This is a genomic window from Flavobacterium algoritolerans (assembly GCF_030010385.1).
GTDB classification, from domain to species: Bacteria; Bacteroidota; Bacteroidia; order Flavobacteriales; family Flavobacteriaceae; genus Flavobacterium; species Flavobacterium algoritolerans.
This window is the reverse complement of sequence record NZ_JASCRZ010000001.1, coordinates 546,897-569,589: the sequence shown is the minus strand read 5'-3', so window position 1 is coordinate 569,589 and position 22,693 is coordinate 546,897. Positions and strand designations below refer to the sequence as shown.

Here is a 22,693-nt window from a genome sequence, read left to right as displayed (position 1 = left end):
TTGTATTAATAATTTTTTGCTGTATTTAGTTGTAAGTGTGTTGAAATCAGTATTGTAAAATTGTTATATAGGATTCATAAATGCATTGATTTCTTTACTGGAAATTTTTGGATTTGCCCCTTCGTTTTTTGCTACAATTGCCCCTAACGCACAGGCAAAATCAATCGCTTCTTGTGGATTGCTATTTATCAATAACTTGCTTAGCAATCCTGCTAAAAAGGAATCTCCAGAACCTACAGTATCCACAACATCAATTTTATAACCGCTATTGTAATACATTTTTTCATTGAAATACAAAACAGCGCCATGACTTCCTTTGGTTACACAAATGTGTTTTGTGTTTGTCTGTTCTGCAATAAAAAGTATATTCTGTTCCAATGAATGGTAAGGAGAATTCATGAAAGCACTTATTTCATACAATTCATCATCATTAAATTTTATAAAATCTGACTGCATCATCAAATTAATCAGTATTTCCTTGGTATAAAAAGGAGCACGCAAATTAACATCGAAAACTGCGTATTTTGCATAGTTTATTATTTCTAAAAGTGAGCTTTGTGAAACAGAATCTCGGCATACAAGACTCCCAAAAACAAGTGCATCCGCTTTTTTGACCATGATTTCGTCTTCTGGAATACAAACAATTTTATCCCAGGCAACTGGGTAATTTATGGTGTATGAAGCAGAACCTTTTTCGTTTAATTTAACAATAACTTGCCCGGTTGATAGGTTTTCGTCTATTTGAATCGTATTGGTATCAACTCCGTTTTTTTTAATAAAAGCAAGAAGTTCTTTTCCAATTTCATCATTTCCTACCCGGCTTATTATTTTGGCATTGATGCCAAGTGATGCCAAGCGAAGTGCCACGTTCAATGGTGCTCCTCCAATTTTTTTATGCGTTGGGAAAACGTCAAATAAAACTTCGCCGAAACAGATTATATTTTTAGTCATGGTTATTCGTTTTTTGATAGACTTTCAGATAGTTCTTCTAATGTTCTTCCTTTAGTTTCCGGCATTTTTGTGAATACCCAAAGCAATTGGAAAATCATCATTATGCAGAATATGGCAAAAACAGTTGTAGTCCCAATTTCTTTAAACAAAAACGGAATAAAAGAAGGAATCAATGCAGCTAAAACCCAATGAACAGAAGTCCCAAAAGAAGTTCCGGCCGCTCTTAATTTATTTGGGAATAATTCAGAAATAAATACCCAAATTACGGCTCCTTGACCTATCGCGTGAGAAGCTATAAACAAAAAGAAAAATAACGGAACAGCCATTCCTTTCCACTCAAAATAAAAGGCAGTTGTCACTAATCCTAAAGAAATTATATATCCTACAGAACCTAAATACATCAATGTTTTTCTTCCATACTTATCGATTAGCGAGATTCCAATCATGGTAAATATCAAATTAATCACTCCTATTCCGATACTACTCAAAAAAGATGCTGATTTTTCTAGTCCAGCCAATTCAAAAATTCTAGGAGCGTAATATAGAAAAGCATTAATCCCGGAGAGCTGATTGAAAAAGGCAATAAAAAACGCCAATAGTAATGGTTTTCTATATTTTACCATGAAAATGGATTCGTTTTTCCCTTCATGAGTAGTTTCTTTTTCGATAGCTGCAATTTCTGCTTCTACTGCTGCTTCACTGTTAATTTGTTTCAAAATAGCGACTGCTTTTGCTCTGTCTTTCTTGTATTCTAAAATCCAACGCGGACTTTCCGGGATTCCAAATACCAGAATTGTGTATAGAAAGGATGGGAAAGCCTGTATTCCTAACATCCAACGCCAGGCATTTTCTCCAATATCCTGTAAATAATAGTTAGATGTAAAAGCGATTAAAATTCCAAAAACAATATTGAATTGGTATAAAGCAACCAATTTTCCGCGGTCTTTTGCAGGAGCAATTTCAGAAACGTAGGTTGGAGCCGCAATAGTAGATGCCCCGATACCAATTCCGCCAAGAAATCTAAAAATGGAAAAGAAAATAGGATCATTTGCAAATGCAGTTCCAATAGAAGAAACAAAAAATAGCAATCCTATAATTATTAAAGTCTTTTTCCGACCTAAAATATTCGTTGGAAATGCACCAAAAACAGCTCCAATAACCGTTCCCCATAATGCGGATGACATAACTACTAGTCCATGAAACAAATCAGAAGAACCCCATAATTGCTGTAATTGTTTATCGGCTCCCGAAATTACTACAGTGTCAAATCCAAATAAAAATCCTGCAAATGCAACGATAATGGACCAATAAAGTATTTTTTTGTTATTCATTAGTTTGTTTTTTGGTTAATTATTTTGGTTGTTATAAAGAATTCTTCTACCAGATTCCCTTTACTTTAGAAATGGTAAGGTTTTTAATTTCCTGATTTCCATTTGATTGAATGCTAAGTTTGGTGTACGGTTTGCTAGGGAAAATTTGTTCCGTAAAACTATATACGCCACCGTTCAGAAAAATTTCAATTGAGGACCAATCTACTATGATTGATAATCAATTGTTTCAGTTCTAATGTTTGGAATTTTGGTGTTGTGAATTTTTTCTCCAAAACTTTTTTCGAAGTTTACTATTCCAGAATGTGTTCTATCAATAGCAAAAGTCTTTAGCTTCGCATCGTAATTGATAACCAGAGAATCCTTTACTTCATTGGAAAAAACCAATTTTAAGTTTTTATTTTTAGCATTCAATTGTACTACTGACTGATTCAAATATTGGTAATCAACTGTAGTTTTTTGATTCGCTTTTAGGATAATTTCATCTTTAGAAAAGGCTGTAGTTCCTTGTTTTTTGAACTGCTCAACAGGAGCGTTTTTCAGGATATAATCACCATTAATTTTAGCAAGAGAAAGCTCTCTTGGGAGTGTCATAGCGCTTCTCCAGTTCTTTGTAGGCGTGTCTCTCGCATATGACCAATTGCTCATCCAGCCTATGAATATTCGTTTATTGTCAGGTGTATTGTTGTAGGTGACACCTGCATAATTATCAGCGCCATTGTCAATCCATTTGATGTCTTTTTGAGTTGTTTTAAAACTTTCCCCATCAAAATCACCTACGAAATATTGTGTTCCGGAACCTCCATTTGGAGCGCCAGGATTGATACTGATAAGTAAAACCCATTTTTCTTCATTGGTATCGGCAACTTTTAATTTAAAAATATCGGGACATTCCCATACACCGCCATGTGCTCCTATATTTTTGCCAAATTCACTTTCAAGAGTCCAGCTGATTAAATTTTCGGAAGTGTAAAATTGTGCATGATCTCCGGCTACTAATACCATATTCCAAAGATTGCTATCGGTATTCCAGAATACTTTAGGATCTCTAAAATCTTTCATGCCGGAATTTTTAACAATTGGATTACCATCATATTTTACCCAAGTCTCGCCCTCGTCGCGACTATATGCTAATCCTTGCGTTTGATAGTTTGTTCTTCCCGCTTTTTCACCAGCCATGTCGTGATAGGTAAAAATGGCAATCATTGGCGGGTTTTCTTTTGTCCCAAGGCCAGAAGTGTTTTTTAAATCTACCACGGCACTTCCTGAAAATATCATTCCTAATTTGTCAGGAAACAAAGCGATTTTTTTATGTGTCCAATGGATTAAATCCGTACTTGTCGCGTGTCCCCAATGCATCGGTCCCCACACAATGTCGTCTGGATAATATTGGTAAAACAAATGATAAATTCCCTTGTAGAAAACCATTCCGTTTGGATCATTCATCCATTTTTTTTCTGGAGAAAAATGAAATTGTGGTCTATAAGGTTCTTTGTATTGTACCGTGGAATCAGTTTTTATACTTTCGGAAGAAGCTATGGTAATAACTCCATTTTCCGCTTCTTTTTTACAAGAAAACAAGAATAAAGAGGCTCCAAATACTAAATAAAAGGGGAGTATTTTATTTGTGAACTTCATCAAAATAAGGTTTAATTATTATATTATCTTCATAAAAATAGAATTATATTCTTTAATTAAACATAATTGAGTTATCGAAAACGTTTTTGATAAGTCGAAAACGTTTTCGTTTTGTATTCGACATACATTATGAAACTATTCAATATTTCTACCTAAAAAATATATAAGTTTGGAAATATTATTAAAAAATTAAACTATGGTTTCAAAAGTTAAAAGTTTGTTGTTTATGCTCTTACTAACTACAGTCGTTTTTAGCCAAAGCAAATCAGATGAGTGGCACTTATTCGCAAATTCCAGGAAAAATTATTATGGTGTTGCCATGGCAAATGGACAGATAGGAATTGTTACAGACGATACGCCTTTGAAAACAAAAGAAATTATTCTGAATGGCGTTTATGACGGAAGTCCCGAAAATGGAATTAGCAGAATTGTACGAGGAATTGAGTTTTTGAATCTGCATTTGAATATAAACAATCAAGAAATTAAATCAGACAATATTGATGACTGGAGTCAAGTAGTTTCTATGAAAGAAGGGACGAGTACCACTTCCTTTTCATTTAAAGATTTGGCGACTATCAATTATACGATTTTGGCTAATAGAGCTGTTCCTTTTTCAGCAATGGCAATTGTCGAAATTACTCCCATTAAAGATATCGAAATTACTGCTAATAATTATATGGTAGTTCCTGATGAATTGAAAGACGCTAAAAGTCAGTTCCGTGTTTTAAAAGATAATCAGTATTTAATGCCAGTTTTTGGGACAGTCGCTAAAACGCTAACTGGGAAATATACGGTAGCTGCTTCTACTACATTTCTTTTTGATGGACAAGGTGAAACTTTAACACAAACCGGAAATGAAGTTGGCTTTACTAAAAAATTAATGAAGGGTAAAAAATACCGTTTTGCAGTTGCAGGAGGAATTTGTACTTCAAAGGATGTTACTGATCCTTTGAATGAATCCGAAAGGCAACCAATATATGCTTTACAAGAAGGAATTGATAAATTATTGAACCGTCACAAACAAGCTTGGGCTGAATTATGGAATACCGGTGACATTCAAATTGAAGGAGATCTTGATGCGCAACAACGGGTACGTTTTGCATTGTACAACTTGTATTCATACGTACGTCCGGAAACCAGGCAAAGTGTAGCTCCAATGGGATTATCATCTCAGGGATATAACGGTCATATTTTTTGGGATACGGAACTTTGGATGTATCCAACACTATTGGCTTTACAACCTGATATGGCAAAATCATGTCTAGATTATCGTTCAGACCGTTTGCAAAAAGCAAAACAAAAAGCTTTTATCTATGGGTATAAAGGAGCAATGTATCCTTGGGAATCTGATGACACAGGTGAAGAGGCAACTCCAACTTGGGCTTTGACAGGAATTTTTGAACAACATATCACGGCGGATGTTTCGATTGCATTTTGGAATTACTTCAGTTATACACAAGATAAATCTTGGTTGAGAAAAGAATGGGCGGTTCTGAAAGAAACAGCAGATTTTTGGGTAAGTCGTGTAGTTAAAAATCAAGATGGAAGTTACTCTATTTTAAATGTAGTGGGTGCTGATGAATATGCGCAACACGTAGATGATAATGCTTTTACAAATGCATCAGCTATTGAATCTTTAAAAAACACGATTAAAGCGGCAACAATTTTGAACGAACCGATTAACCCGAAATGGATTGAAGTGTCGGAGAAATTAGTCATTCACAAAGAGAATGGGATTACTCAAAATTATAAAGGGTATCAGGGGCAGATGATAAAACAAGCGGATGTAAATTTGTTAGCGTATCCTTTACATATAATCACTGACAAAGTTCAAATTGAAAAAGATTTAGAATATTACGCCGAAAAAATTGATAAAAAAGATGGTCCAGCTATGGCCTCTGGAGTTTTATCCGTTTTGTATGCACGATTAGGGGACAGAGAAAAAGCGTATAGTTATTTTGTAAAATCCTATTTGCCAAATAGCCGTCCTCCTTTTGGAGTGTTTTCGGAATCAGCTAATAGCAATAACCCTTATTTTGCCACGGGAGCTGGAGCGATGCTTCAAGCTGTTATCTATGGTTTTGGCGGAGTGGAACAAACGGACCTTGGATTGAAATATAATAAAGGATTGTTACCCAAGCAATGGAAATCGTTAAAGATTATTGGTATTGGAGTTGACAACAAAACAATTATTATCAAATAGTTAAGTTAAAGTTTTTTTTTGCCACGAATACATGATTTAGTCTGTTTGTAAATGGATTAAATTGTTGTATTTGTGGCTTTTTTATTTTTTTAGATCATTAGTAAAGAAGGTTTTCAAGTACTGGATGAGTTTATGAAATATTTTTTTTTGATTTAAAATGTATTGAGTTTTTTTGTCCAAAAAAGAGTGCTAGTGTGTCTAAATCTTCATGTTAATCTGTCTGTGTTACATTATTATTTTTTTAGCGTTATGAAATGAAAAATAAAGAAGATGTGGTTTTTTTAGCCAAATGTTTTGAGGTATATTTATTAAGCCAAACCAGTATTATAGATTAATAACAAAAACCGACATTACTTTGGATAATTCGCAATGTTCTTTCGTAATAGACGTTTTTTTTGATTAAAACGCAATAGTTTTTCGATGCAAAAGTGAAAATAATACAAGAATGATTTTTTTAGAGGCTTTTTTTTATGTTTATTATAATTTTAGTATTAATTTTTTAAAGGATTAATTTTAAAATCGAAAACGTTTTCGGCATAACGAAAACGTTATAGTTTAATGAAATCTTAATATTATCATAAAATTATAATTATGTTTGGTCTTAATATTTAAAACAAACCATTAAAACAAATTATTAACCAACTTATTTATTACGTATGAAAAATAGTCTAATTAAAGGCTTGATGGTGTTTCTAACGATGCTATGTACAAGTTTGACATATTCACAAGATGTGTCTGGAACTGTATCTGATGCTAGCGGTCCGCTTCCAGGGGCTTCTATCTTAGTTAAAGGAACAACAAATGGAGCGCAAACTGATTTCGATGGAAAATTTACTATCAAGAATGTTGGCTCAAACGCAGTTTTAGTTTTTAGTTACATTGGTCTTAAAACTCAAGAGGTAAATGTAGCAGGAAAAAGCACAGTTAATGTAGTGTTAAAAGAAGACTCAGCTGAATTAAAAGAAGTTGTAGTTATAGGCTACGGTTCAGTTAGAAAGAAAGATGCAACGGGTGCAGTTGATCAAATTGGTGCAAAAGATTTTGATAATGTATCTTCTCCTTCTCCTGCTCAATTATTGAGAGGTAAAGTTGCAGGTGTTCAAGTTACACAGTCTAGTGGAGAGCCAGGTGCAGGTGTTGCTATTAGAGTTCGTGGAAACACTTCTATACGTTCAGGAAATGGACCACTTGTGGTTATTGACGGTGTCCCTTTAGATGGAGGAAATGTTTCAGCAGGTGGAGCTGATTTATTAGGGTCTTCTTCAGCAAGAAATCCTTTAAATTTCGTAAACCAGAATGATATTGAAAGTATTAGTGTATTGAAAGATGCCTCTTCTACAGCTATTTATGGTTCTCGTGGAGCTAATGGGGTTATAGTAATTACAACTAAAAAAGGTAAGTCAAAAGTGCCTCAGTTGTCCTATAATGCCTCTGTACAGTTTAGTAAAATGTCAGGAGATTTTAATGTAATGACTCCAGAACAATTTGTTGCTGCTGGCGGTGATGATAAAGGGTCAAGAAGCTACAATTGGAAAGATGCCGTTTTACGTAGTGGTTTTTCTATGAATCATGATTTGTCGTTTACTAAGTCAACAGAAAATTCTAATACAAGGATCTCTTTAGCTGCAAGTAACACTGATGGTATTGTGAAAAATTCTGGTTTAGATAAATATACTGCGACAGTTTATAATTCAAATGATTTCTTCGGAGGAGCTTTGAAGGTAGAGCAGAGAATTATGTACGCTTCATTAAAAGATGAAACTACTATATTGTCTAATAATGCAGGTTTTATTGGTAACGTTATTGGTACAGCTTTGTATTGGAATCCAACATTACCAATATACAAAGCGGATGGAACATACAATGTAGTGAGTGGGACTTATTTAAATCCTGTTCAATTATTGAATTCATATAAAGATTTTACTGATACAAATAAATTTTTAGGAAGTATCAATACTACTTGGAAAATTAATAGCAAATTAAAATATCAATTTTTATTTGGTATCGAAAGTTCTACATCAGCAAGGAAAAGTCAGTTGTTGCCAACAATAGATATTCAAGGAGATCAATTTAGAGCAACCGATCCTACAAGTGGTGTAGTAAAGTTTGGTTCTGCTTTTATTAATAATAATAATAAGTTTAATAAAACTTTTGAGCATACTTTAAATTATAACAACGACTTTAGTGACAATTTTAATTTAGATGCATTAGTTGGTTATTCTTACTATGACTATAACGCAGATGGAAGTGTTGCAAGTGGTAAAGGGTATAATATAGCTCAAACAAATTTAATAGATAATATTGAAGGTGGTTTGCAAAATGAATTTAGGGTTTTTTCATATAGAAACAGAACGGAATTGCAATCTTATTTTGCTAGGTTCAATGCTACTATATACAAAAAATTAATTGTTACCGGAACCTTGCGTTCAGATGGATCTACTAAATTAGGGGTGAATAATAAATATGACTATTTTCCATCTGTAGGTATTGCTTACAAAGTTGTTGAAGATAAAGAAGGTTTATTGAATAGCTTCAAAATTAGAGGAAATTACGGTAAGACAGGTAATCAAGAATTTGCACCTAATTCAGCAATTTCAAGAGGTGCTTATACATTGAACGGATCTTTAGGTCTTGATAATAATGGTAATGAAAATTTAAAATGGGAGACTACAAAGTCATTTGGAGTAGGATCTGATTTTGAATTGATTAATAATAAATTGACAGGTTCAGTAGATTATTTTCAAAAAGACACAAAAGATTTAATTTCTCCTGTTCCACCTGCTGCATCTCAACCAGGTCCACCATCACCTCGTAATACAAACTTAAAAGGGAATATAATTACTAAAGGTTTTGAGGTTTCTTTAGCTTATAAAGTTATTGATAAAGAAGATTTTTCTTGGGATGTTTCAGGAAATGCTTCATTTTTAAGTAATAAATTAGAAAATTTCCCAGGGTTTATTGCAACTGGAGGATTAAATGGTCAAGGTTTGTCAGGTGCTTACGCACAAGTGCTTACAAATGGCAAGCCACTTTACACCTATTACTTGTATGAGTGGAGAGGGTATGATGCTAGTGGAAATTCTATCTATGCTGATGCAGCTGGTAACGATACAGGTTTAGGTACTGCGGCTAAAAAATTATTAGATAAACAACCAATACCTAAAATTAATGTTGGTTTTAACACAAGTTTTGCATACAAAAACTTTGACTTAGGAGCTTCGTTTTATGGCGCTTTTGGTCATTACATTTACAATAATACAACGAACGCTTATTTCTTTAAAGGAGCTTTCATAGGTGGTAGAAACGTAACTCAAGAAGCTGCAACTTCAGCTCAAGCACAAGGAGATCCTAATTCACCATCTACTAAATATTTAGAAAAAGGAGATTTCTTGAGAATGGGTAACTTAACAGTTGGATATACAGTTAAAGGTTCTATCTTGGATAAATTTAAAATGTCTTCAGCAAGATTATATGTAAATGCTTCTAATTTATTTATAATTACGAAATATTCAGGTTCTGATCCAGAGGTTGATACTGATAAATCTTTAAATGGAGTACCTTCGGCTGGTATGGAGTACTTATCATATCCAAGAGACAAAAGCTTATCTGTTGGTCTTAACGTAACATTTTAATTAAAAAGAACAATGAAAAGAAATAATATTATTAAAAGCATCTTTTTTGCAGGTACACTAGTATTAGGCGTAAGTTGTACCAATTTAGATGAAGAAGTATTAGATGGTGTTGTAATATCTAATACAGGTGGAGGTACAATAAATACTGCTTCCCTTTTGACTACTGCTTATGAAGGATTAAGAGGTTTTGAAACTCAAGGGCAAATGTTTGCCTTAGATGAAATGTCAACGGATGCTTTAGTAGGGCCAACTCGTGGAGGTGACTGGGATGACAATGCTACTTGGAGACAAATTCACGTTCATACATGGGCGCCTGATCATAATGAAGTTAGAAATGCATGGAATACTTTATTATCTCAAGTATACAATTGTAACTTAGTTATTGAAAATGGTTCTGCATCTGAAATACCTCAAGCTCGTTTTTTAAGAGCGTTCTATTACTATAATGTAATTGATTTATTCGGACAAACGCCATATAGAGAAGCAGGAAGTGCATTAGGGAATGATCCAAAAGTTTGGACTAGAACTGAAGCCACAGATTTTGTAATTAGTGAATTGGAAGCAATCATTTCCTCATTACCTGCAAGAACTTCAAGTAATGCTGACTTTGCCAATAAAGATGCTGGGCACTTTCTATTAGCGAAATTGTATTTAAATAAAGGAGTGTTTACTGCAACTACGGCTGCAGGTCCTTATACTTTTGCTGCTGCTGATATGAATAAAGTTGTTGAGCATGTTAATGCAATTAACAGTAGTTTAGCTGCGGATTATTGGGATAACTTCAAGCCCGCAAATAATACTTCACCAGAGATCTTGTTTTCTTCTAAAAACGTTAGAGGTGGAGCAGGAGGAGGAATTCAATACCACTGGAGAATGTCAATGCATTACAACCAAACTCCTGATGGATGGAATGGTTTCTCTACAGTAGCTGAATATTACAATAAGTTTAATCCAAATGATAGACGTATTAAAAATGCTGATCCAGCTATCATTGCTGCTTTTGGTAATCCAGTAGGGTTACAAGTTGGTCAAATGTTCAAGCCAGGTGGGACAGTAGCTTTGAAAGACAGAAATGGAAATGCATTGTTTTATACACCTACAGTTACATTGATTACTAGTGGAGCTACTCTTGAAACAGCAGGGATTAGAATGCAAAAATATATTCCGGATGCTGCTAATTTAGGCACACCTGATAATGATTATGTATTCATGCGTTATTCTGATGCATTATTAATGAAAGCAGAAGCGATATTAAGAGGAGGTACAGGAAGTGTTGGAACTATTATGACTGATATAGCTAGTCGTTCAGGTCAAGTAGCTTCTCCTGCTACTCTTGATGGAGTATATTTGGAAAGAGGAAAAGAGTTGTGGTTAGAAGGATGGAGAAGAAATGATATGATTCGTTTTGGAAAATTCTTGCAAGCTAGAGAATTGAAACCTTATATTTCGGATGCTAAATATATTTTGTTTCCAATTCCATCGGATGCATTATTTAATCCAAATATTTCTCAAAATCCAGGTTACTAAAGTATTGTTTACAATTAATTATTTTTTGAGTTAGTTATAAAGAGGGTATTTATTACCCTCTTTATTTTATATCAATTTTATTCTTTTTTATTATCAATATTATATAAATTAGGCATTTCTAATCAACTGAAATTACCTAACTAAATTCTACAATATAATATGTCAAATCGTTTTGTCTTATTACCCCTAATTATTCTCTTTTTTTCCAATTGTTCCAAAGAAAATTCAGAAAATAAAGACGCCTTATTCTCCAAGTTAGATGCTTCACAAACCGGAATTGATTTTCTAAATGAAGTTAAAAATGGCGCAGACATGAACATATTCAAATACAGAAATTTTTATAATGGTGGCGGTGTCGCTATTGGAGATATCAACAATGATGGCCTTTCAGATGTATATTTCACTTCAAATCTAGGAACGAACAAACTCTACTTAAATAAAGGAAATTTTAAATTTGATGATATTTCTAAAAAAGCTGGTGTTGAAGGAACCAAAACCTGGTCAACCGGTGTTGTAATGGTTGATTTAAATGCCGATGGGTTACTCGATATTTATGTATGTAATGCAGGAAATAGTTTGGGTTATCAACAAAAAAACGAACTTTTCATTAATAATGGTAATAATACTTTTACCGAAAAAGCAGATGAATACAATCTAGCTGACACAGGAATTACTACGCATGCTGCTTTTTTTGATTATGATAAAGATGGTGATTTAGATGTTTATATTCTAAATAATAGTTTTATCCCAGTAAGCAGTCTTAATTATTCTAACAAAAGAGATTTAAGGGATAAAGATTGGGATGTCGCTGAAATTCTAAAAGGAGGCGGTGACAAGTTGTTGCGCAATGACAACGGAAAATTCATTGATGTAAGTGAGAAATCAGGAATCTACGGTAGTTTGATAGGCTTTGGTCTAGGAGTTACGGTAGGAGATGTAAATGGCGATTTGTATCCGGATATTTATATTTCGAATGATTTTTATGAAAGAGACTATTTATACATAAATAATAAAAACGGAACCTTTACCGAACAAATTCAGGGATGGACATCACACATTAGTCAATCTTCAATGGGAGCTGACATGGCCGATGTAAACAATGACGGGAAAGCCGATATTTTTGTAACGGATATGTTACCGGAACCGGATGAACGCTTAAAAACGACTACAAATTTTGAAAACTATGATTTATTTACAAGGAAAGTAAATCTGGATTTCTACTATCAATACATGCAAAATACGTTGCAAATAAACAATGGCGACAATCAATTTCTTGAAATAGCAAATCATGCAGGCGTTGCCAAAACCGATTGGAGTTGGGGTGCTTTATTATTTGATATGGATAATGATGGTTACAAAGATATTTATGTTTGTAACGGAATTTATAACGATTTAACCAATCAGGATTTTGTTGATTTTTTTGCCAATGAGTTTATGCAAAAAATGGTGGTTACAGGTAAAAAAGAAGAAATTCAGACTATTATCAGTAAAATGCCAAGCACGCCGATACCAAATTACGCCTTCAAGAATAACAAAAACCTGACCTTTAGCAATGAAGCTATGAAATGGGGATTAGATACTCCAAGTTTTTCTAACGGTGCCGCTTATGGAGATTTAGATAATGATGGAGATTTAGATTTGATTGTCAATAATGTCAATATGGAATCTTTTGTATACCGAAATAACTCCGAGAAAAATAAGAAAAATCATTACGTTAAAGTAAAACTAAAAGGAGATAATCAAAACAAATTTGGTGTTGGGAGTGTTGTTGAGTTATTTTCTGGTAAAGAAATTCTTAGACAAGAATTAATTCCTTCCAGAGGTTTTCAATCGTCTATTGATTATGTAATGACTTTTGGAATTGGAACCAAAAAAATTGATTCATTGCAAGTGATTTGGCCAAATGGTAAATCTGAGACGATTAAAAAAATTGCCAATAATTGTACTTTAAATTTGAATATTACAAATGCCAAAATAGATTATGTTCCTAAAAGTGATAAACAAAAACCATTGTTTGCTGAAAAGAAAAATCAATTTTTAGCACACAAAGAAAATAATTATGTCGATTTTGATCATGAAGGTCTAATCTCTAAAATGCTTTCTCAAGAAGGGCCGTCATTAGCAGTTGCTGATATAAACGGTGATGGGAATGAGGATGTTTTTATTGGCGGAGCCAAAGGGCAATCCGGTAAAATATATTTAAATAAGGGGAATGGTAATTATTCAGTTACAGACCAAAAAGACTTAGAGACAGATGCAACTTTTGAAGATACTGCCGCCAGTTTTTTTGATTCTGATAAGGATGGAGACATCGATTTACTTGTAGGTTCCGGTGGAAATGAAAAAGCGGATCAGGCTAATTATAAAAACCGTCTGTATTTGAATAACGGAAAAGGAGTTTTTGTCAAAAGCAAAACCAACATACCAACAACTAACAATAATGTTTCGGTAATCGCTTCAAACGATTTTGATAATGATGGCGATACCGACGTATTTATAGGAAGTCGAAGCGTCCCAGGTGTTTATGGAATTGATCCTAAGCATTTGTTATTGGAAAACGACGGAAAAGGAAACTTTACAAACGTAACGGATAAAAAAGCATTCAAAATTAACTCGGTTGGAATGATAACCGATGCAATTTGGGAAGATATTGATAACGATTCCAAAAAAGATTTAATTTTAGTCGGGGATTGGACAGCGCCAATGATTTTCAAAAATAATGGACGCCGATTGGTGGAATATAAATCTAATCTTGCTGGGTATCTTGGTTTCTGGAATGCTGTTAGTTGTGTTGACTTGAACAATGACGGTAAAAAAGATTTGATTTTGGGTAATAAAGGAACAAATACAAACTACAAAGCGACCAATGCTAATCCGATGAAATTGTTTACCAATGATTTTGATAATAATGGAACCATTGAGCAAATAGCAACCAGATCAATTGAAGGTAGAGATTTACCAATAAACCTAAAACAGGAATTGGCCAAACAAATTCCTTCGATTAAGAAGAAAAATTTGAGCTATGCAGATTATTCCAAAAAAACATTTCAGGAATTATTTGCTAAAGAAGTAGTGGATAACTCGATTCAAAGGACAGTCAATATTCAAGAAAGTTTTATCGCAATTAACAAAGGAAATGGTAAGTTTGAGATAAAAGCACTTCCAAAAGAAGTTCAGTTTTCTTGTGTGAATACCATTGCTACAATGGATGTGAATAATGATGGGATTTTGGATTTAATCTTGGGTGGAAATCAATACGAATTCAAACCACAATTCTCTAGATTGGATGCAAATTATGGCAGCTTACTTTTGGGAAGCAAGAACGGAACTTTTTCATGGATGCCTTATAATAAATCAGGTTTCTTCATAAAAGGGGAAGTAAAACAAGTTAAAATAATAAAAGATAAAAATAAAACGGTTTCGATTATAGCTGTTGTTAATGATAATACTCCTAAAATATTTAGACGCCATGAATAATTTTTTCAGAATAGGACTGGCTTCATTGCTATTTATTGGTTGTTCCAAAAAAGAGGGACAATTATTTGAGAAATTGTCTTCAGAGGAAAGCAATATTACATTCAATAACCAATTATTAGAATCCAAAAATATTTCCATTTTAGATTATCTCTACTATTATAACGGTGGTGGAGTAGCTCTTGGTGACATCAATAATGACGGCTTGGTAGACATTTATTTTACTTCCAATCAAGGAAAAAATAAATTGTATTTGAATAAAGGGAAAAATAAATTTGAGGATATTTCAGTAAAAGCTGGTGTAGAAAGTCAAAGTGACTGGAATGCCGGGACTGTTATGGCTGATGTAAATGGAGATGGATATCTGGATATTTATGTTTGTGCAGTTGTTGGAATTAATGGATTTGAAGGTCAGAATGAATTATTTATCAATAACAAAGACAATACATTTACTGAAAGTGCAGCAGAGTACGGATTAGATCTTGATAATTATAGTTCATCAGCATCATTTTTTGATTATGATTTGGATGGGGATTTAGATATGTATTTATTGAATCATGCCGTCCACTCTGAATTATCTTTTGGAAATGCTGCTATTAGGAATAAAAGGAGTTATGAGTGTGGGGATAAGTTATTTCGTAATGATAATGGAAAATTTGTTGATGTAAGTGAGCAGGCTGGGATTTTTGGCGGTGCAAATGGATACGGTTTAGGATTGGCAGTTTCTGATTTTAACTTAGATGGTTATCCAGATATTTATGTGGGGAATGATTTTCACGAAGATGATTACTACTATCTAAATAATGGTGATGGAACTTTTACGGAAAGTTTAAAACAATATTTTGGACACACGAGTCGTTTCTCAATGGGTGTTGATGTTGCCGATGTTAATCATGATGGCTTTCCTGATATTTTGAGCTTAGACATGCTTCCAGAAGACGAAAAAGTGTTGAAATCATCATTGGGTGATGACAATACTCAAATGATAAAAATGAGAACCGAAAAACTAGGCTATCATTATCAGTATTCCAGAAATACGTTGCAATTAAATCAAGCAGGAGGCCATTTTACAGAAACTGCTTTATTGAGTGGTGTAGCAGCAACAGATTGGAGTTGGAGTACTTTATTTGGGGATTATGATCAAGACGGAGAACAAGATATTTTTGTTAGTAACGGAATTCCAAAACGTCCGAACGATTTAGATTATGTGAAATATTATTCAAATGATCAAATAAAAAGCAAAATTAGTACGACAAAGTTATTGGATAAAGAAGCGTTGAAGCGAATGCCAAAGGGAAATGTGACAAATTATGTTTTTCAAGGTGCAGCTGATTTACAGTTTAAAAACCGTTCAAGTGATTGGATAGAAAATGATTCTATAATTTCAAATGGGAGTGGTTATGCAGATATTGATAATGACGGAGATTTAGATGTAATTACCAATAATACCAATGCAATTGCTTCCCTTTATATCAATAAAACGGATACCAAATCAAACTATTTAAAATTGAAACTGCGGTTTACAGGAAAAAATACTTTTGGGATTGGAGCCAAAGTAATTTCTTATTCCAAAGGAAAAAAACAATTTAAGGAACTACAGACTACTAGAGGATTTCAGTCTTCATCAGAACCAATTGTCCATTTTGGTTATGGAAAAACAACTAAGATAGATTCATTAGTGGTGATTTGGCCGGATAAAACGTATCAAACAGTAAAAAATATTAAAACATGTCAAACACTTACCGTAAAAGCCAATCAGAATAGAAAAGCTTTTGATTATAAAAAATTACATCCGGGTGTTCTGCCAATTTTTAAAAAGGTAGAAGCTGGTTTAGGAATTGATTTTACACATCAGGAAAATGATTTTATTGATATTTTGTCCCAAAAATTAATTCCATACCAACGCTCTGATCGTGGAGCAGCAACGGCAGTTGGAGATTTGAATGGAGATGGAAAAGAGGATATTTTCTTTGGTGGTTCCAAAGGTAAAAAAGTATCGATTTATTTTCAAAATGCTTCCGGATTTTCTAAAAAGGGATTTGCTGCAATCGAAAAAGATTCTATTTTTGAAGATGCTTCAGTTGTCATAGGCGATTTTAATAATGATAAAACAAATGATTTGTATGTAGCTTCCGGTGGAGGTGAAAATGCATCTAATTTGCAAGATCGTTTGTATCTAAATAAAAACAATCAGTATATAAATGCAGTTTTGCCTAAGCTGGCTCAAAATGCATCGGTTGTAAAGACTTTTGATTATGATAAAGATGGTGATTTAGATATTTTTGTGGGTAATAATTCATACAATAATAGATTTGGAAGTATGCCGGATTGTTATTTATTGAACAACAATAAAGGAATATTAACTATTGTTCAAAATAAGACTTTTGAGAAAATCGGAATGGTTACAGATGCTGTTTTTACTGATTTTGATAAAGATGGAAAGATAGATTTAATTGTAGTTGGCGAATGGATGAAGCCTACTTTTTTTGCTAATAAAAACGGTAAATTCACGGATGTGACAGCAACAGTTTTTTCGGAAAAAAGCAATGGATTGTGGCAATCAGTACTTACTTTTGATATAGATCATGATGGTGACGAAGATTACTTGGTAGGAAACTGGGGAATGAATTCTAAATTTAAAGCTTCGCAGGATTTTCCAATGAAAATGTATTATGATGATTTTGATACTAACGGATCTTTTGAAACGATTGTGGCAATAGAAAAGAAAGGACAATATTATACTATATTAGGTCTGGATGAACTTGCAGAACAGTTCAGCGGGATGCTAAAAAAGAAATTCAACAGTTACAAATCCTTTGCGGGTAAAACATTGGTTGAGATTTTTGATCCAAAAATGCTGGAAAAAGGAACTTTGTTTGAAGTTCATAATCTGAAGTCAGGTTATTTGAGAAATGATAAAGGAAAGTTTACTTTTGTTCCTTTTTCGAATAAAATGCAAGTGGCACCCATTACAAGTTTTCTGAAATCTAATTTTGATTCAGATGCGAACGAGGAAGTTTTTGCAGCAGGGAATTACTTTGGGGTTTCACCCTATCACAGTAGATTTGACGGATTTTCTGGAGCTTTGATCAAGAATGATAAAACCATCTTTTTAGGCAATCAAATAGGAATTGATTTGACTCAAAAGGCAGTTAGGCACTTGGATATTGTCAATTTCAACGGAAAGAAATACATGTTGATTACTATCAATAATAAAAAAGCAGAATTGTATGAAATGCCTTCAGCTAAAAAATAATTTAATGACAAGTAAAATAATTAAACCCAATAACATGAACTCTAAAATTTATCTTTTAGGACTTGTAATGCTTTTTTTAACTTCATGTAAAAAAGACACTCCTATTAAAGTGACGACAGATGATTTTTGTGCTGCAGTTGATACGGTAACAGGAATTATGGTCCATGATATATTTTCGCCTCCTGTAGCCAGTAGAATTTATGTTTATCCAAATGTTGCTGCTTATGAGATTATGGCTCAAAACAACACTAAATATGAAAGTTTGCAAGGTCAGTTAAAAGGATTGGATTCTATTCCTAAACTAGATCCGAAAAGTGGAGTGAATAAAAATTTAGCAGCGCTTATTGCTCATATTGAAGTGAGTAAACAATTGATTTTTTCTGAGGAAGCTCTAGAAAAATACAGAGATAGCTTGTATGAAAAATGGGGCTCCGAAAATCAAAAAGAATTTGATTTGTCTAAAGAATACGCTTTAAAAGTGGTGGATAGAATCAAAATGTGGATGGGAAAAGACAATTATAAGCAAACTCGAACTTTTTCTAAATTTTCAGTTCATGCAGATCAAGCTGGAAGATGGCAGCCAACTCCGCCATCTTATATGGATGGTGTTGAACCGCATTGGGGAGAAATAAGGACTTTGGTTATGGATTCAGCATCTCAATTTAAACCCATTGCACCTTATCCTTTTTCTACGGATAAAAATTCTGCTTTTTATAAAGATGCAAAGGAAACTTATGATGTAGGAAATTTGATTTCTGAAAAATTAGTTGAAGTGGAGAAAAATTCAAGCAAACCAATTCCTGAAGAATCGGCTATAGCTTCCTTTTGGGATTGTAATCCGTATGCTACCGTTATACAAGGTCATATGATGTTTGCAAAAAAGAAAAATACACCAGATGCACACTGGATTAACATTACTAAAATAGCTTTAAAAAAATCTAAATCAGATTTTGAGACTACGGTTTTTGCTTATACTAAAACATCAATTGGAATTTTTGAGAGTTTTATCAGTTGTTGGGAAGAAAAGTACAGAAGTAATGTTGTGCGTCCTGAAACGTATATTAATCAAAATATAGATGAAAACTGGAGACCACAATTACAAACACCACCTTTTCCAGAATATGTAAGCGGACATTCTGTTGTTTCTTCGTGTTCAGCAATTATTTTAACCTCTATTTTTGGGGATAATTTTAGTTATATCGATGATTCAGAAGTTTCTTTTGGGTTGCCTAAAAGACCTTTTAAATCATTTAAACAAGCTGCCGCAGAAGCTTCAATTAGTAGGCTTTACGGAGGAATTCACTACAGAGCAGCAATTGAAAATGGTGTTGCACAAGGCAATAATATTGGAGGTTATATCAATAATAAATTAAAGATGATTAAAAAATAATGACTGTTAGAAAAAAAATTATATTAGGATTTAGTGCCTTATTCTGTTTGTTTTTAGTTTGGTATTTGTTTATTAAAGAAACGGATTATCGTGTTTCTTTTAAAGTAAAAGCGGCAACAGGAACTATTTTTCAAGGTATTCAAGAGTGGTCAGCTAATCAAATGATAAATGAGAAAGAAAATTATATCATTTTAGAAAAGAGAAATTTTGATTTCATCAAGCAAGAAATGAAAAGAGACGATGTCCAAATGGAATACACCTGGGACATTGTGTATATGAATGATTCAGTGACAAAAATCAATGTTGGTATCAAGGATTTGAATCACAGTATCTATAATAAAATAACGGCTCCATTTTTTAATACTAAGTTTAAACAAGAACAAATCAGAAAAATTACTGATTTTAAGAAAGGACTGAGCGATCATTTGAAAAATTTTAAAATAAGAATTGACGGAGAAGGTGTTTCAGAAGAAACATTTGTAGCCTACATTAGTTTAAAAAGTGTTTTGCAAGAAAAAGCACAAAAGATGATTGCTAACGATGCTTTAATAACTGGTTTTTTATTTCAAAATCAAATAAAAATAATTGGAAGGCCATATGTAGAAGTTACAAACTGGAATCTTGATAAAGAAACAATTGATTTTAATTATTGCTTCCCAGTTGATAAGAATACTAAAATTGTTCCGGATGATATTGTGAAGTTTAAAAATTTACCAGTTGTAAAAGGATTAAAAGCTACTTATTACGGGAATTTCAGAACTTCAGACAGAGCTTGGTTTGCTTTGATGGATTATGCAAAAAAGCACAATCTTAAATTGGAGAATAAAGTTTTGGAACATTTCTTGTCGAATCCTTTTAATGGAGGAGAAGAGTTAGAATGGGAAACTAAAATAATCATTCCGTTTACTTCAAAATAAAAAAGATTTTTTAGGTAATTTAAATCTATCGAAAACGTTTTCGGGTCTTCCGAAAACGTTTTTGTTTTTATTCTGTATTTAATTGGCGATTTTAAAATTAATTTTAGAAAAAATTAACAAATTAATCACGTAGAATGAATTTAAAAGTAAAATTGAGCTTTTGGCAAATAATCAATATGAATGTTGGTTTTTTTGGTATTCAATACAGCTTTGGCTTGCAACAAAGTGCCGTAAATCCTATATATGATTTTTTACATGCAAGTCCAGATCAAATACCAATACTAAATCTTGCTGGACCTTTAACAGGTTTATTAATTCAACCTATTATTGGTGCGATGAGTGATAAAACATGGCATCCAAGATGGGGAAGGCGAAAACCCTATTTTTTTATTGGAGCTATAATTTGTAGTATTGCTTTATTTTTATTTCCATTTAGCAGTTCGTTATGGATGGCGGCAGGTTTGCTTTGGATACTTGATGTTGGTAATAATACTGCTATGGAGCCGTATCGCGCTTTTATTGCGGATACGCTGGATGAAGAACAACAACCAACTGGTTTTCAGGCTCAAAGTTTTTTTACTGGTTTTGGACAGTTTCTGGCCTATATTTCGTTATTTCTATTTCCAATTGTTTTTGTAGGGTATACGGGGTCGTTGCCAACTTGGATTTATGCCTCTTTCTTTTTAGGAGCGGTCCTTTCTATAACTTCTATTTGGTGGAGTATGAGTAAAACAAAAGAAATCCCACCAACAGCAGAAGAAATAGCAATTTTAAAACGAGAACCTTTAAATGTTTTTTCACCTTTTATAGATATTTACAAAGCTGTTTTAGAAATGCCAACGGTAATGTGGCAATTATTCCTTGTCTATTTGTTTCAGTGGTATGCAATGATGTGTTACTGGCAAAACAATTCAAAAAGTATTGGATTATCAGTTTGGAATGTAACTCCAAAGAATGTAATGGGGTATGAAAAAGCAGTAGAATGGAACGGATTAATCGGTGCTTTTGGATTTATAGTTACATTTTCAATTGCTTTTTATTTGGCAAAATTGGCCAAAAAACACGGAGCTAAAATAATTCATTTTGTATGCTTGTTATTAGGAGCGGTTTCTTTCTTGTGGTTTCCAATAGTTCAAAATCAATATGTATTTTTTGCTGTGATTATTGGCTACGGAATTGCTTGGGCAAGCATGATGGGCATTCCCTATTTGATGGTTGTTGCTGTTGTTCCAAAGGAAAGATACGGAGTTTATATGGGAATTATTAATATGATGATTGTTATTCCAATGATTATCCAAAACCTATCATTTGGTTACATTTTAAAGAATTTTTTAGATAACGATCCGAGTCAAGCTATCAGTTTTGCTGGAGTATTGTTACTGATTGCTGCTCTCTGCACATTATTAATTAAAACAAAAAAAACAAAGTTAAGTGAATAATACAATAAATAATAAAATAGATATCCTTTGTGTTGGTGAAGTACTTGTAGATTTTATTGGTCATCAAGAAGATGTTCTTATTAATGATACTAGAGATTATCATAGGTATTTGGGCGGCTCACCAACCAATGTTGCTATGAATTCAACGCGATTAGGATTAAATACTATAATGGTTGCTACTGTAGGGAATGATGGTTTTGGTTCCTACATTTCGGAACGATTAGCAAGTGTTGGGGTGAATACAAACCACCTCAACGTCCTTGATAATAAATCCACGAGTGTGATTTTTGTTTCAAGGTCTCAGGGAACGCCAGATTTCATTCCGTATCGTTCAGCAGATTGTTGTATTTATGAAAAACAAATTTCAAAGGAAATATTATCCAATACTAAGATATTTCATACCACTTGTTTTGCATTAAGTAAAAATCCTGCACAAAAAACAATCTTAAAGAAAGCACAGGAGGCATATGATTTAGGATGTAAGCTAAGTATTGATGTTAACTATGCAAGAAAGCTATGGAAAAGTAAAAAGAAGGCTTTTAAAGTAATCAATGCCTATTGTAAGTTTAATCCATTAATAAAAATTAGTGAGGACGATATGCTGCGTCTTTTTGAGAAAGAACTTCCGCATGAAGAGATATTCGAATTTTTTCACCATCAAGGTGTGGATTTGGTTTGCTTAACTTTAGGAAGTAAAGGAGTAAAACTATCTCAAAAAGGTAAAGAAATAATACAAATGCCAGCAATAAAAATTGACAAAGTTATGGACTCCACAGGAGCAGGTGATGCTTTTTGGTCTGGATTTTTATTCGCTTACATTAAGCAAAAATCAATTAATGAATGTTTGGACATCGCTTTAAAACTAGCGGCTTTAAAATTGCAAAATGTAGGACGATTGCCGGATAACATTAATATCCTCTCTAAACTTTTATAAAATA

The 22,693-nt window shown here is 33.1% G+C and carries 13 protein-coding genes; 9 read left to right on the top strand and 4 right to left on the bottom strand.

All coding sequences use genetic code 11. From position 1 onward, the window contains the following. Positions 1–63: 63 nt before the first annotated feature. Genes QLS65_RS02450 through QLS65_RS02435 form a run of 4 tightly spaced genes read right to left on the bottom strand, consistent with a single transcriptional unit; the run spans position 64 to position 3,917 of the window. Positions 64–951 (bottom strand): carbohydrate kinase family protein, encoded by an 888-nt coding sequence (locus tag QLS65_RS02450; RefSeq protein ID WP_282710854.1) that lies wholly within the window; start codon positions 949–951, stop codon positions 64–66. A gap of 2 nt (positions 952–953) precedes the next feature. Beyond that, positions 954–2,282, bottom strand: a complete 1,329-nt coding sequence (locus QLS65_RS02445) for a sugar porter family MFS transporter (protein ID WP_282710853.1) — start codon at positions 2,280–2,282, stop codon at positions 954–956. A 46-nt stretch (positions 2,283–2,328) separates the two neighbouring features. Continuing rightward, a complete protein-coding gene (locus QLS65_RS02440) occupies positions 2,329–2,460 on the bottom strand; it encodes a GH32 C-terminal domain-containing protein (protein ID WP_282715748.1) in 132 nt (43 codons plus the stop codon). A gap of 26 nt (positions 2,461–2,486) precedes the next feature. After that, positions 2,487–3,917, bottom strand: a complete 1,431-nt coding sequence (locus QLS65_RS02435; protein ID WP_282714993.1) for a glycoside hydrolase family 32 protein — start codon at positions 3,915–3,917, stop codon at positions 2,487–2,489. A gap of 226 nt (positions 3,918–4,143) precedes the next feature. Here QLS65_RS02435 and QLS65_RS02430 point away from each other — a divergent pair, with 226 nt between their 5' ends. The 9 genes from QLS65_RS02430 (at position 4,144) to QLS65_RS02390 (ending at position 22,689) form a co-directional block, all read left to right on the top strand. Further along, a complete protein-coding gene (locus QLS65_RS02430) occupies positions 4,144–6,120 on the top strand; it encodes a kojibiose hydrolase (RefSeq protein ID WP_282714991.1) in 1,977 nt (658 codons plus the stop codon). A 656-nt stretch (positions 6,121–6,776) separates the two neighbouring features. Then, entirely contained in the window at positions 6,777–9,752 is a 2,976-nt protein-coding gene (locus QLS65_RS02425) for a SusC/RagA family TonB-linked outer membrane protein (protein ID WP_282710849.1), read from the top strand. A gap of 12 nt (positions 9,753–9,764) precedes the next feature. Continuing rightward, complete coding sequence (locus QLS65_RS02420; RefSeq protein WP_282710848.1) at positions 9,765–11,279, top strand: RagB/SusD family nutrient uptake outer membrane protein; 1,515 nt, start codon at positions 9,765–9,767, stop codon at positions 11,277–11,279. 159 nt (positions 11,280–11,438) lie between these two features. Then, positions 11,439–14,756 carry a VCBS repeat-containing protein gene (locus QLS65_RS02415; protein WP_282714988.1) on the top strand — a complete coding sequence of 1,106 codons (3,318 nt, stop codon included), beginning with the start codon at positions 11,439–11,441 and terminating at the stop codon, positions 14,754–14,756. Beyond that, positions 14,749–18,009 carry a VCBS repeat-containing protein gene (locus QLS65_RS02410; protein ID WP_282714986.1) on the top strand — a complete coding sequence of 1,087 codons (3,261 nt, stop codon included), beginning with the start codon at positions 14,749–14,751 and terminating at the stop codon, positions 18,007–18,009. The genes QLS65_RS02415 and QLS65_RS02410 overlap by 8 nt, the downstream gene beginning before the upstream one ends. Positions 18,010–18,043: 34 nt before the next feature. Then, positions 18,044–19,399, top strand: coding sequence for a vanadium-dependent haloperoxidase (locus QLS65_RS02405; protein ID WP_282711269.1), 1,356 nt, complete (start codon positions 18,044–18,046; stop codon positions 19,397–19,399). Then, on the top strand, positions 19,399–20,316 hold the full coding sequence (locus tag QLS65_RS02400; protein WP_282714985.1) for a GyrI-like domain-containing protein: 918 nt from the start codon (positions 19,399–19,401) through the stop codon (positions 20,314–20,316). Before QLS65_RS02405 ends, QLS65_RS02400 begins: the two co-directional genes overlap by 1 nt. 134 nt (positions 20,317–20,450) lie before the next feature. Then, the gene (locus QLS65_RS02395; RefSeq protein WP_282714983.1) at positions 20,451–21,755 is read left to right on the top strand and encodes an MFS transporter; all 1,305 of its coding nucleotides are present in this window, start codon (positions 20,451–20,453) and stop codon (positions 21,753–21,755) included. Then, positions 21,748–22,689, top strand: a complete 942-nt coding sequence (locus QLS65_RS02390) for a carbohydrate kinase family protein (protein ID WP_282714981.1) — start codon at positions 21,748–21,750, stop codon at positions 22,687–22,689. The genes QLS65_RS02395 and QLS65_RS02390 overlap by 8 nt, the downstream gene beginning before the upstream one ends. The last annotated feature ends 4 nt before the right edge of the window (positions 22,690–22,693 follow it).